Annotated in this window: 12 protein-coding genes; 6 read left to right on the forward strand and 6 right to left on the reverse strand. The window is 71.3% G+C overall.

From position 1 onward, the window contains the following. Window positions 1–106: 106 nt before the first annotated feature. From AAH991_RS15060 to AAH991_RS15070, 3 genes are all read left to right on the forward strand, one after another. Window positions 107–2482, forward strand: coding sequence for a helicase-associated domain-containing protein (locus AAH991_RS15060; RefSeq protein WP_346226421.1), 2376 nt, complete (start codon window positions 107–109; stop codon window positions 2480–2482). A 47-nt stretch (window positions 2483–2529) separates the two neighbouring features. Further along, window positions 2530–3072, forward strand: a complete 543-nt coding sequence (locus AAH991_RS15065) for a hypothetical protein (RefSeq protein WP_346226422.1) — start codon at window positions 2530–2532, stop codon at window positions 3070–3072. A 104-nt stretch (window positions 3073–3176) separates the two neighbouring features. Then, window positions 3177–4832 (forward strand): DNA repair helicase XPB, encoded by a 1656-nt coding sequence (locus tag AAH991_RS15070; RefSeq protein WP_346226423.1) that lies wholly within the window; start codon window positions 3177–3179, stop codon window positions 4830–4832. A 13-nt stretch (window positions 4833–4845) separates the two neighbouring features. Here the strand turns inward: AAH991_RS15070 and AAH991_RS15075 are convergent, their stop codons facing one another. Further along, window positions 4846–5013 carry a CGNR zinc finger domain-containing protein gene (locus tag AAH991_RS15075; protein WP_346226458.1) on the reverse strand — a complete coding sequence of 56 codons (168 nt, stop codon included), beginning with the start codon at window positions 5011–5013 and terminating at the stop codon, window positions 4846–4848. Between AAH991_RS15075 and AAH991_RS15080 the strand changes: the two genes are divergently transcribed. Next, the gene (locus AAH991_RS15080; RefSeq protein ID WP_346226461.1) at window positions 4949–5263 is read left to right on the forward strand and encodes a helix-turn-helix domain-containing protein; all 315 of its coding nucleotides are present in this window, start codon (window positions 4949–4951) and stop codon (window positions 5261–5263) included. The two genes, AAH991_RS15075 and AAH991_RS15080, sit on opposite strands and share 65 nt — an antisense overlap. A gap of 552 nt (window positions 5264–5815) precedes the next feature. On the opposite strand, the gene AAH991_RS15085 is transcribed toward AAH991_RS15080, so the two are convergent. Continuing rightward, a complete protein-coding gene (locus AAH991_RS15085) occupies window positions 5816–6124 on the reverse strand; it encodes a hypothetical protein (protein WP_346226424.1) in 309 nt (102 codons plus the stop codon). 138 nt (window positions 6125–6262) lie between these two features. Between AAH991_RS15085 and AAH991_RS15090 the strand changes: the two genes are divergently transcribed. Together AAH991_RS15090 and AAH991_RS15095 are read left to right on the forward strand one after the other, a co-directional pair. Beyond that, complete coding sequence (locus AAH991_RS15090) at window positions 6263–8248, forward strand: HelD family protein (protein ID WP_346226425.1); 1986 nt, start codon at window positions 6263–6265, stop codon at window positions 8246–8248. Beyond that, window positions 8245–8673, forward strand: coding sequence for a GNAT family N-acetyltransferase (locus AAH991_RS15095; RefSeq protein WP_346226426.1), 429 nt, complete (start codon window positions 8245–8247; stop codon window positions 8671–8673). Before AAH991_RS15090 ends, AAH991_RS15095 begins: the two co-directional genes overlap by 4 nt. A 78-nt stretch (window positions 8674–8751) precedes the next feature. Here the strand turns inward: AAH991_RS15095 and groL are convergent, their stop codons facing one another. The 4 genes from groL to thrC form a co-directional block, all read right to left on the reverse strand. Next, complete coding sequence (gene groL, locus AAH991_RS15100; RefSeq protein WP_346226427.1) at window positions 8752–10374, reverse strand: chaperonin GroEL; 1623 nt, start codon at window positions 10372–10374, stop codon at window positions 8752–8754. A 436-nt stretch (window positions 10375–10810) separates the two neighbouring features. Further along, on the reverse strand, window positions 10811–11011 hold the full coding sequence (locus AAH991_RS15105) for a cold-shock protein (RefSeq protein ID WP_030509192.1): 201 nt from the start codon (window positions 11009–11011) through the stop codon (window positions 10811–10813). A 253-nt stretch (window positions 11012–11264) separates the two neighbouring features. Beyond that, window positions 11265–11540, reverse strand: a complete 276-nt coding sequence (locus AAH991_RS15110; RefSeq protein WP_030509193.1) for a MoaD/ThiS family protein — start codon at window positions 11538–11540, stop codon at window positions 11265–11267. A gap of 45 nt (window positions 11541–11585) precedes the next feature. Continuing rightward, window positions 11586–12860 carry a threonine synthase gene (thrC, locus tag AAH991_RS15115; RefSeq protein ID WP_346226428.1) on the reverse strand — a complete coding sequence of 425 codons (1275 nt, stop codon included), beginning with the start codon at window positions 12858–12860 and terminating at the stop codon, window positions 11586–11588. Window positions 12861–12862 lie beyond the last annotated feature (2 nt).

Here is a 12862-nt window from a genome sequence, read left to right on the forward strand (position 1 = left end):
GCATCCCGTGACGAGATTCTTGTCGATCTTTCCCGCGAGTGCGCGAAACCCCTGCCGTACGGGCGCTCCGGCGGCCGGATGAAGGTCGAGCCCTACCATGGAGAGAATGACGGGCACGGACTTCAGCGAGTGGCTGCGCGGCCGTTCCGACGAGCGGCTGCGGGCGCTCGTGGAGGCGCGGCCCGAACTCGTGACACCCGTCCCGGCCCACATCGACGGTCTCGCTGCCCGGGCCTGCAGCCCCTCGGCGATCGGCCGGGCGCTCGACCGGCTCGACCGGTTCTCCCTCTCGGTGCTGGAGACGCTGGCCCTGCGGCCCGGCCCCGCCGGCCGTGAGACGTTGCTGACCCTGCTCGCCCGCGCCGTGCCCGACGGACCCGGCGCCGAGGCCCTCGGGCCCGCACTCGACGCCGCGCTCGACCTGCTGACCACGCGCGCCCTGATCTACGGGCCCGAGGACGCGCTGCGGCCCGCGCCCGGGGTGGCCGACGCGCTCGAACCCCCGGCCGCCCTGGGGCCGCCGGTCGCCGAGGTGTTCCGCCACCACCCGCCGGAGCGGCTCGACGTGCTCCTGCGCGACATCGACCCGGCGTACGAGGGCGGCGGCGGGCACACCGACGGCGGACGGCCCGCCAGGGAGCGTCTCGCGGCGCTGCTCGCCGACCCCGCGACGGTCGGCCGCCTCGTCGGCGAGGTCTCCCCGCAGGCGAGGGCCGCCCTGGACGAGCTGGTGTGGGGCCCGGCGAGCGGACGGCTGCCGAACGCCCGCCGCGACGTGGACACCGCGGGCGCGCAGTCGCCCATCGAGCAGTTGCTGGCCCGTGGCCTGCTGGGCGCCACCGGGGAGGAGACGGTCGCGCTCCCCCGGGAGGTCGCCCTCGTGCTGCGCGACGGCCGCGTGCACCGCGACCTGTCCCCCGGCCCGCCGGCCCTGGAGGGGCCCGTACGCGACCAGGATCTGGCCGACCGCACGGCCGCCGGGCAGGCGTTCACGTTCGTGCGCACGGTCGAGGAGCTGTGCGAGGTGTGGAGCGTGGACCCGCCGGGGGTGCTGCGCGCGGGCGGCCTCGCCGTACGGGACCTGAGGCGGACGGCGCAGCTGCTCGACCTGCCGGAATGGGCGGCGGGCCTGGTCGTCGAGGTCGCGCACGCGGCCGGGCTGGTCGCCGCCGGCGAGGGGGAATGGCTGCCGACCGGCGGCTACGACGCCTGGCGGATCAAGGCCACCGAGGACCGGTGGGCCGTGCTCGCCGACGCGTGGGCCGCGATGGAACGCGCCCCCGGGCTGATCGGCGAGCGCGACGACCGCGACCGCCCGCTGAACGCCCTCCACCCGGACCTGCGCAGGCCGGGGGCCGCCCAGATGCGGGCACGCACGCTCGCCGTGCTGGAGTCCGCGCCGCCCGGCCTCGCTCCGACGCCCGAGTCGGTGCTGGCCCGGCTCGCCTGGGAGCAGCCCCGCCGCCGTCCCGCGCTGCGCGACCGGCTCGTCCGGTTCGCCCTGCGCGAGGCCGAGCACATCGGCGTGACCGGCCTCGGCGTGCCGTCCTCGCACGGCCGCTCGGTCGCGCGCGGGGACGGTCGCGCGGCGGGCCTGCTCGCGCCGCTGCTGCCGCGACCGGTCGACCACGTGCTGCTGCAGGCCGACCTGACGGCCGTGGCGCCGGGCCCGCTGACCACCGACCTCGGCCGCCGGCTCGCGCTCACGGCCGACGTGGAGAGCAAGGGCGGGGCGACGGTGTACCGCTTCTCCGAGCAGTCGATCCGCCGGGCGCTCGACGCGGGGCACTCCGCCGGCGACCTGCTCGCCATGCTGGAGCGCCACTCGGCCACCCCGGTCCCCCAGCCGCTGGCCTACCTGGTGACGGACGTCGCCCGCCGCCACGGCCGCATCCGCGTCGGCGCGGCGTCGGCCTACATCCGGTGCGACGATCCGGCCCTGCTCGACGAGGTGCTCGCCGACAAACGGGCCCACCTGCTGCGGCTGCGGCGGCTCGCACCGACCGTGCTGGCTTCCAAGACGTCCCGGGCGGCGCTGGTCGACTCGCTGCGGGCGATGGGATACGCACCGGTGGCCGAGTCGCTGGAGGGCGACGTGGTCGTCGCACGGGCCGACGCCCGGCGGACCGAGGGGCAGCTCGCCGCCCGCGTGACCGCCACCGCCGTGCCCGACCCCGAGACGCTGACCGCCGCCGTGCGCGCGATGCGGGCGGGAGACTCGCGGCGGCGGCCGGTCGAGGCGCCCGAGGGCCAGGTGCCCCGATCCCCCGCGACCGCCACGATCAGCGCGCTCCAGGAGGCCATCCGGCAGGGGTCGCGGGTGTGGATCGGCTACCTCGACTCGCAGGGGCACGCCACCAGCCGCATCCTCGAACCGGCCCGGATGGAGGGCGGCTACCTCACCGCGTACGACGAGACCCGGGCGACGGTCCACCGCTTCGCCCTGCACCGGATCACGGGCATCGCCGAGATCGGACGATGACAGATTCGTGGTAAATCTTGGGGTCCGCTGTAGTAAAGGATTTCAGGGTGACGACTCCAGAGCAGCCAGGGCAGGGACCCCAGGATTGGCAGACCCCGTCCAACCCCTATGGACCGCCGTCCGGCTCCAGCCCCTATGGACAGCAGCCGTACGGCCAGCACGGCACGCCGCCGGGCCCCGACCCGAACCAGCAGTACGGCCAGCAGGGGCAGTACGGCCAGTACGGTCAGTACGGACAGCAGGAACAGTACGGGCAGCAGGGCCAGTACGGGCAGTACGGGCAGCCGGGGCCGAATCCGTACCAGCAGCAGCCGTACGGCTACTACCCGCCGCGGCAGGAGGGCCCGCGCACGCACGCGATCGTGGCCCTCGTCGTCAGCATCGTGCTGTCGTTGAGCTGCTACGTGACCCTCGGCGGCATCGCCGGGGCGATCCTGTCGGGGATCGCGCTCAGCAAGGTGGACACCGCGCCGGACCAGGCGCGCGGGCTGCTGAAGTGGACGTGGATCGCCATCGGCATCAACGTCGTCCTGCTCGTCCTGGCGATCGGCGGGATCTTCTACGCCGGGATCAACGGCTACCTCGACTGACCGCGCCCGTACGTCGCCCATACATGCGGCATCCGCGAGACCGGGACTGATTCGGCCCGGCCTCGTGTTTGATATGCGGTAAGCCGTACGAGGGGGAGCAGGCATTGAGTGACGGGCCGCTGATCGTCCAGTCCGACAAGACGCTGCTGCTGGAGGTCGACCACCCCAGGGCGGACGAGTGCCGCAAGGCCATCGCGCCGTTCGCGGAGCTGGAACGCGCGCCCGAGCACGTCCACACCTACCGGGTCACCCCGCTCGCGCTGTGGAACGCCCGCGCCGCCGGGCACGACGCCGAGCAGGTGGTCGACGCGCTGATCGGCTTCAGCCGCTACCCCGTGCCGCACGCGCTGCTCGTGGACGTCGCGGAGACCATGGCGCGGTACGGCAGGCTGCGCCTGGAGAAGCACCCCATCCACGGCCTGGTGCTCACCAGCACCGACCGCGCCGTGCTGGAGGAGGTGCTGCGCTCCAAGAAGATCCAGCCGCTGGTCGGGGAGCGCTTCGGCGCCGACGTGGTGGCCGTGCATCCCTCCGAGCGCGGCAACATCAAGCAGACGCTGCTCAAGCTCGGCTGGCCGGCCGAGGACCTCGCGGGGTACGTCGACGGCGAGCACCACCCCATCGACCTGCGCGAGGACGGCTGGACACTGCGCCCCTACCAGAAGGAGGCGGCCGACGCCTTCTGGCACGGCGGCTCCGGCGTGGTGGTGCTGCCGTGCGGCGCGGGCAAGACGATCGTGGGCGCGGCGGCGATGGCACACGCCCGGGCGACCACGCTGATCCTGGTCACCAACACGGTCTCGGCCCACCAGTGGAAGCAGGAGCTGCTCCGGCGCACCTCGCTGACCGAGGACGAGATCGGCGAGTACACCGGCACCAAGAAGGAGATCCGCCCGGTCACGATCGCCACCTACCAGGTCATGACGACCCGGCGGCAGGGCACGTACCGGCACCTGGAGCTGTTCGACGCCCGCGACTGGGGGCTGGTCGTCTACGACGAGGTCCACCTGCTGCCGGCGCCGATCTTCCGGATGACCGCCGACCTGCAGGCCCGGCGGCGCATCGGCCTCACCGCCACACTCGTGCGCGAGGACGGCCGGGAGGGCGACGTCTTCTCGCTCATCGGCCCCAAGCGGTACGACGCGCCCTGGAAGGAGATGGAGAACCAGGGCTACATCGCCCCCGCCGAGTGCGTCGAGGTGCGGGTGACGCTCAGCGACGACGAGCGGCTGGCCTACGCCATGGCCGAGAGCGACGAGCGCTACCGGTTCTGCTCGACCACGCCCGCCAAGACCAGGGTGACCGAGGCGCTGGTGCGGCGGCACGCGGACGAGCAGGTGCTGGTGATCGGGCAGTACATCGACCAGCTCGACGAGCTGGGCGAGCACCTGAACGCTCCCGTGATCAAGGGCGAGACCAAGGTCAAGGAGCGCGAGCGGCTGTTCCAGGCGTTCCGCGACAAGGAGATCCGGGTGCTGGTGGTCTCCAAGGTCGCCAACTTCTCCATCGACCTGCCCGAGGCGGCCGTGGCGATCCAGGTCTCCGGCACGTTCGGCTCGCGCCAGGAGGAGGCCCAGCGGCTCGGCCGCGTGCTGCGTCCCAAGGCGGACGGCGGCGGCGCACGGTTCTACTCGGTGGTCAGCCGCGACACCGTCGACCAGGAGTTCGCCGCGCACCGGCAGCGGTTCCTGGCCGAGCAGGGGTACGCCTACCACATCATCGACGCCGACGACGTGGGCGAGGAGGACCCGGCGAGGTGACGACCCCCTCGGGTCACGTCCGGCGCCGCGCCCGGTAGGCGCTGGCCTTGGCGCGGTTCTGGCAGGACAGATCGCAGAAGCGGCGCGAGGCGTTGCGCGTGGTGTCGTAGACCGCCGTGGGCGCGGCCCCGGCGGAGAACTTCGCCGGCCGTGGCTGGACCGACGAGGAGTGGGCCGCCACCCGCGAACGGCTGGCCGTACGCGGCCTGGTGGACGGCGAGGGGAGGGCCACTCCGGCGGGGCGCGCGCTGCGCGACCAGGTGGAGCGCATGACCGACGAACTGGCCGCGGGCCCGTGGCGAACGCTCGGCGACGCGGGGGCCGAGCGGCTGGCCGCGCTCAACCTGCCACTGCTCGGGGCGGTGTTCGAGTCGGGCCTGCTGCCCGCCGTCACCACACTCGGCATCGGCAAGATCCAGGCCCCCGAGTGAGTTCCGGCCGACGGACGCTCGCCCGCGCGGCCGACCTGGAGCGCGCCGCTACGGGCGTGAGGACGAGCCGTATGCGGCGCCCTTCTCGGGCTGCCGGGGACGCCTGACCAGCCCGCATGCCGCGTCACGATCTCCGGGCGCCCTCCCGCGGACGCTCACCCGTACGGCGATGGCGGCCCTAGATCCAGGAAATACCCTTGGGCGTTGTCACCACGTCACCCCCTCGCGCCTTACCCACACATGATGCAGTCGTGATGGCCGCAATACCCAGCAGACGAGGCGAATCACGCAATATATGCATTTTTCGTCTTACTCCTGGTTCGTCGTTATCCCTTGTCCCGCCCTGCCGGTGAGCATGCGAGGCTCACATAACAGGGCATTTCATGACAAATCACCCCACTACCGCATGACGCTGCCCCGGCGGGCCGAGGAGAGGCCATCCCCTCGGCCGCCGGGAAGTTCTCGACCGGCCGCCGGACGCGGCGACCCGACACGGCGACCCGACACGGTCACCGGGACTCGGTCACCGGGACACGGTCACCGGGACAACGGTCACTGCGCGGCCAGGCCGCCGACGAACAGCACCACCAAGGCGACGACCCAGGCCACCACGGCGGCGCCGTACAGGGACTCGCGCCGCCCGAACCAGGCGACCCCCGTGGCGCATGCCGCGACCACCGCGACCAGCACGGACAGCGCGATCACCGAGGCGATCCGGTCCGCGCAGCCCGGCGAGGGCCCCAGGCTCGTCGCGCAGAACGCCTGCCTGCTCCAGCCGCCGAAGACCGCGAACCCCCACAGCGTGGCGAGCAGCAGGCTCGCCGCCGCCTGGATCGCCGGAGGAACCACGGTGCGCGTCACCCGGGTACAGATACCCGCCCCGGGAAACGGCGACACGCGCGAGAAATACCGTTTCGGCATCGCGAGGTCCGTCGCTAAGCTCTTGTGCTTCCCGCTTCCACCAGTCCTGTCCTCGTCATGTCCGGAGGAGTTTTCCGCATGCCCGGAAATGTGCTCGAAGACGAGCGCGCCCATCTGGCGGCCTCCCGTGCCGCGCTCCGCGCGATGCGTGAGCACGCGCAGTCGCTGTCGGCGGACGCCGCCGGCGACTGGGTGTCGCAACAGGTCCTGCAGGGCCTGCTCGACCAGAGAGTGGCCGCCCTGGCCGACCACCCCGACGCGCCGCTGTTCTTCGGCCGGTTGGACCGCGCGGCCGATGACGACCTGCCGAGCATGATCTACGTCGGACGCCGGCACGTCCACGACGAGAGCAGCCGGCCCCTCGTCATCGACTGGCGCGCCCCGATCTCGCGCGCCTTCTACCAGGCCAGCCCCGCCGACCCCATGGGCGTCCGGCTGCGCCGCAGGTTCGGCTACCAGGGCGGCGACCTCACGGCGTACGAGGACGAGCCGCTCGACGGCAGGGCGCTCGGGCAGAGCAGGCTGCTGACGGAGGAGATCGAGCGGCCCCGCACCGGCCCCATGCGGGACATCGTCGCGACGATCCAGCCCGACCAGGACGAGATCGTCCGCGCGGACCTCGGCGTCACCGTCTGCGTGCAGGGCGCGCCGGGCACCGGAAAGACGGCCGTGGGCCTGCACCGCGCGGCCTACCTGCTGTTCACGCACCGCGAGAAGCTGTCGCGCTCGGGCGTCACGATCGTCGGGCCCAACCGGGCCTTCCTCGCCTACATCTCCTCGGTGCTGCCCGCGCTCGGCGAGGTGAAGGTCGACCAGACGACGGTGGCCGGCGTCCTGGGCGACCACGCCCATCCGGAGGACCCCGCGGCGGCGGCCGTGAAGGGCGACGCACGCATGGCCGAGGTGGTGAAGCGGGCCCTGTGGCTGCACGTCGCCAAGCCGGTCGAAGGGGTGCTGTTCACCAAGGGCATCAACCGCTACCGGGTGCCCGATCACGAGGTCCGCGAGATCGTCGCCTCACTGCGCGGCACGACGAGGTACGGCCCGGGCCGCACCACCCTGGCCCAGCGGCTCGCCCACGCCGTGCTCGTCCAGATGGAACGGCGTGGCGAGTCGCCCGACGACCGGGTGCAGGACGCGGTGGCCCGGTCGAAGCCGGTCAAGGCCGTGCTGGACGCCGTCTGGCCGAAGCTCACCCCCGAGCAGGTGCTGTTCCGGTTGCTGTCGGACCCCGAGTTCCTCGCCCGAGCGGCCCGGTCGGATCTCTCTCCCGAGGAACAGCGGCTCATCCTGTGGCGCAAGCCGTACAAGTCGCATCGGTCGGCCAAGTGGACGGCCGCCGACGCGGCCCTGCTCGACGAGCTCGGCGACCTGATCGAGCGGACGCCGTCCCAGGGACACCTCGTGGTGGACGAGGCGCAGGACCTGTCGGCGATGCAGCTGCGCGCGCTCGGACGCCGCTGCCGCACGGGCTCGGCGACCGTGCTGGGCGACCTCGCGCAGGGCACCACGCCCTGGTCGGCACGCTCGTGGAAGACCGTGCTCGACCACCTCGGCCAGCCGTCGGGCGAGGTCACCGAGCTCACGCTCGGCTTCCGCGTGCCCCGCGAGGTCCTCGACTTCGCGGCGCGGCTGCTGCCCTCCGTCGCGCCGGAGCTGGCCCCGCCGCGCTCGCTGCGTCCCGGCGCGGGCTCCCTGTCCGTGCGCCGCGAGGCCGACGTCGCCGCCGCGCTTCCCGGGGCCGTACGGCAGGCTCTCGCACAGGAGGGGTCGATCGGCGTCATCGCCGCGGACGCGGACGTACCGGCCCTCACCGCGGCGCTGGACGCCGCGCAGGTGCCGCACGCGGTGCTCGGCCCCGACTCGACGGGCGACGACCGGCTGCTGCTGGTGCCGGCGACGCTCGCCAAGGGTCTGGAGTACGACCATGTGATCGTCGCCGAGCCCGCCGCCATCGCGGAGGCGGAGGAACGCGGTCTCGCCCGTCTCTACGTGGTCCTCACCCGGGCCGTGACGTCACTGACCATCCTGCACAGCCGCGACCTGCCCGAGGAGCTGCGTTGAGCGCACCCGACGTACGAATTCGCAACGGCGTCCCGGAGGACGTCGAGGCCGTCCTGCGGTTCTGGCGGGAGGCCGCGGAGAACACCGACAGACACGACGACGCCGCCAAGGTCGTGGCCCTGATCGAGCGCGATCCCGAGGCGTTGCTGATCGCCGAGGTCGACGGCCGGATGGTCGGCACGCTCATCGCCGGCTGGGACGGCTGGCGCGCGCACCTCTACCGGCTCGCCGTCGACCCGGCCCACCGGCGCATGGGCATCGGCTCGCGGCTGATCCGGGCCGCCGAGGAGCGCTTCCGGCGATTCGGTGCGTTCCGCGCGGACGCGATGGTCCTGCACGACAACACCCTGGCGCACCACGCCTGGACGTCGGCGGGATACGCGATGCAGACCGACTGCGCCCGCTGGGTCAGGCGCCTCACCTGAGCCTGAGGCGCACAGCGGGAAAGGGCGGTTCCCCCCGCGGGGAACCGCCCTTCCGTTGAGACGAAGCAGGCTGATGGATCAGAAGTCCATGTCGCCGCCGCCGGGCATGGCGGGGGCCTTCTCCTTCTCGGGCTTCTCGGCGATGACGGCCTCGGTGGTCAGGAACAGCGCCGCGATGGACGCCGCGTTCTGCAGCGCCGAGCGGGTGACCTTGGCCGGGTCGATGATGCCGGACTCGAACATGTTGACGTACTCGCCGGTCGCGGCGTTGAGGCCCTCACCAGCCGGGAGGTTGCGGACCTTCTCCACCACGACGCCGCCCTCGAGGCCGGCGTTGACGGCGATCTGCTTCAGCGGCTCCTCGAGGGCCTTGCGGACGATCGCGGCACCGGTGGCCTCGTCGCCGTTGACCTCGAGCTTGTCGAACGCGTTGGCGCCGGCCTGCAGCAGGGCCACGCCACCGCCGGGGACGATGCCCTCCTCGACCGCGGCCTTGGCGTTGCGGACGGCGTCCTCGATGCGGTGCTTGCGCTCCTTGAGCTCGACCTCGGTGGCCGCGCCGGCCTTGATGACGGCCACGCCGCCGGCCAGCTTGGCGAGGCGCTCCTGGAGCTTCTCGCGGTCGTAGTCGGAGTCGGTGCGCTCGATCTCGGCGCGGATCTCGTTGACCCGGCCGGCGATCTGCTCGGCGTCACCGGCGCCGTCGACGATCGTGGTCTCGTCCTTGGTCACGACGACCTTGCGGGCGCGGCCGAGCAGGTCGAGGGTGGCGTTCTCGAGCTTGAGACCGACCTCCTCGCTGATGACCTGGCCACCGGTGAGGGTGGCGATGTCGCCCAGCATGGCCTTGCGGCGGTCGCCGAAGCCGGGGGCCTTGACGGCCACGGACTTGAACAGGCCGCGGATCTTGTTGACGACCAGGGTCGCCAGGGCCTCGCCCTCGACGTCCTCGGCGATGATGACCAGCGGCTTGCCGGACTGCACGACCTTGTCGAGCAGCGGCAGGAGGTCCTTGTTCGCCGATACCTTGGAGTTGACGATCAGGATGTACGGGTCCTCGAAGACCGCCTCCATGCGCTCCGGGTCGGTCACGAAGTAGCCGGACACGTAGCCCTTGTCGAAGCGCATACCCTCGGTGAGCTCCAGCTCCAGGCCGAAGGTGTTGCTCTCCTCGACGGTGATGACGCCTTCCTTGCCCACCTTGTCCATCGCCTCGGCGATGAGGGAGCCGATCTCGGTGTCGGCGGCGGAGATGGAGGCGGTGGAGGCGATCTGCTCCTTGGTCTCCACGTCCTTGGCGAGCTTCGACAGCTCCTCGCTGACGCGCTCGACGGCGGCCTCGATGCCCTTCTTCAGCGCCATCGGGTTGGCGCCGGCGGCCACGTTGCGCAGGCCCTCGCGGACCAGCGCCTGAGCGAGCACGGTAGCCGTCGTCGTGCCGTCACCGGCGACGTCGTCGGTCTTCTTCGCGACTTCCTTGACCAGCTCGGCGCCGATCTTCTCCCACGGGTCCTCGAGCTCGATCTCCTTGGCGATGGAGACACCGTCGTTGGTGATCGTGGGGGCGCCCCACTTCTTCTCCAGCACGACGTTGCGGCCCTTCGGGCCGAGGGTCACCTTCACGGCGTCGGCGAGCTGGTTCATACCGCGCTCGAGACCGCGCCGGGCGTCCTCGTCAAACGCGATCATCTTGGCTGCCATTAGGCTAGACCTCCCAGTAGCAGGGTGTCTTCAACGGACCGAGCCGACGCCCGCGACGGCTTGAGCCCGCTATCCCTGCGCGGGCCCCATCGCCCCGATCCCGATTGTTGTCACTCTCGACCTCAGAGTGCCAAACAAGTATTTAGCACTCTCCCCCCGAGAGTGCAAGCGGAAGCCACCCTGACCAGCTTGGACGGTATGTCCAGAAGCAGCGCGAAGCGGGGAACACCGAGCGAGCCGGGGGGCGCGCCGCCGGTCTGGACTGAGGAGCGCGCGCAGCGAGGAACGAGCGAGCACGCGACGAGGGCCGTGTTCCTGGCGCGCCTCCGGCACGACCCCGCCGGGAGTGAGCGCCCCGACGGTGAAGCGGGAAACACAGCGGAAGGCCCGGCGCGCGGGATGCCGTGCGCCGGGCCTTCCAAGGTCGATGACGGGATCAGACGGCCCGTACGGCCTCCGCCTGGGGGCCCTTCTGACCCTGCGTGATGTCGAACTCAACCCGCTGACCCTGCTCGAGGGCCTTGTAGCCGTCCATCATGATTGCCGAGTAATGGACGAACACGTCCTTCCCACCGTCTACCGCGATGAAGCCGTAGCCCTTGTCCGCGTTAAACCATTTGACGGTGCCCTGCGCCACTTCCGACTCCTCTTGCTGGGCTGGGGACCACCAAGAAGCCCCCGGTTTTGTCGATCGTCCTCGACCATACCCGTGTCAAGGCGTAGGACAACAGAGTCAATCCGCAAACTACTACTTGGCGTTCGCTCAAAGCGGGACCGAAGAATTTTCACTTTGCTGTTGAATAGTTGAGAGCTACACCATTTGCCATAGCACCGCCCGACTTCTTTCGCGATAGAAGTGCATGTCAGGTGCTCGGCGCCGGTGCGGCGGCTCAGCCTCCGGCTACGGCGGGGATGACCGAAATCTGCACCCCGTCCGGTGTGGCGGTGTCCAGACCATCGGCGAATCGGACATCCTCTTCTCCGACGTAGACGTTGACAAAACGCCGAATCTTACCCGTTTCGTCCAGGATGCGCCCGCCGATGCCGGGGTAGTCCGCGTCCAGCTTCTGCAGGACCTCGCGGAGCGTTCCCCCCTCCCCGCTCACCTCCGCCGCTCCGTTGGTGTACGTCCGGAGAATCGTCGGAATCCGCACGGAAACGCTCATTGTTCACTCGCTTTCGTTGCTGCCGATGGGCCTTGTGAAACGCTTTCAGTTGGCGAATGCCGCACGGAACGCGTCGAGAGAGGGACGGATGACGGCGGTGGGGCGGGCGTGCTCGGCCACCGCGTCGAGCGTCTTGAGCCCGTCGCCGGTGTTCAGCACCACGGTCTCGGCGTCGGGGTCGAGGCGCCCCTCGCGCACCAGCTTGCGCAGCACGCCGACCGTGACGCCCCCCGCCGTCTCCGCGAAGACGCCCTCGGTCCTGGCCAGCAGGCGGATCGCCTCGACCACCTCCTGGTCGTTCACGTCCTCCACCGCGCCGCCCGTCCGCCGGACGATGTCGAGCACGTACGGCCCGTCCGCCGGGTTTCCGATCGCCAGCGACTTGGCGATGGTGTCGGGACGCACCGGCTGCACCACGTCCTGCCCGGCCTTGAACGCCCGGGAGACCGGCGAGCAGCCCTCGGCCTGCGCGCCGAAGATCCGGTACGGCCGATCCTCGACCAGCCCCAGCTTGATCAGCTCGCGGAAGCCCTTGTCGATCTTCGTGAGCTGCGAACCGGAGGCCACCGGGATGACGATCTGGTCGGGCAGCCGCCAGCCGAGCTGCTCGGCGATCTCGTACGCCAGCGTCTTGGAGCCCTCGGCGTAGAAGGGCCGGAGGTTGACGTTGACGAAGCCCCACTTCTCGCCCAGCTCGTCGCCGATGAGCTCCGAGCAGAAGCGGTTGACCTCGTCGTAGTTGCCGTCGATGGCGACCAGGCGGCCGCCGTACACCGCGGCCATGACGACCTTGGCCGGCTCCAGGTCGGCGGGGATGAACACGCAGGCGTCCAGTCCGGCCCGGGCGGCGGCCGCGGTCACCGCGCCGGCGAGGTTGCCGGTGGAGGAGCACGACAGGGTGTGGAAGCCGAAGTTGCGCGCGGCCTCCAGCGCGATCGAGACGACCCGGTCCTTGAAGGAGTGGGTGGGGTTGCCGGAGTCGTCCTTGACGTGGAGCGACCGCAGCCCCAGCTCGGCCGCCAGCCTGTCGGCCTTCACGAGCTTGGTCCAGCCGGGCTGGAGGTTGGGCTTGGCCGCCACGTCGGCGGGGACGGGGAGCAGGGAGCGGTACCGCCAGATGTTCGCCGGACCGGACTCGATGTCCTCCCGGCGGATCTCGCCGAATTCGTACGCCACCTCAAGGGGGCCGAAACACTCCGTACAGGCGAAGATCGGGCCGAGCTCGTAAAGAGTGCCACATTCGCGACACGAAAGACCCGTGGCGGGGCCGAACTCGACGGTGTTCGCGGCGGTGTTAGCGGCAGTGCTGGTGTGCGCCATGA

The sequence above is a fragment of the Microbispora sp. ZYX-F-249 genome (assembly GCF_039649665.1).
GTDB lineage: Bacteria > Actinomycetota > Actinomycetes > Streptosporangiales > Streptosporangiaceae > Microbispora > Microbispora maris.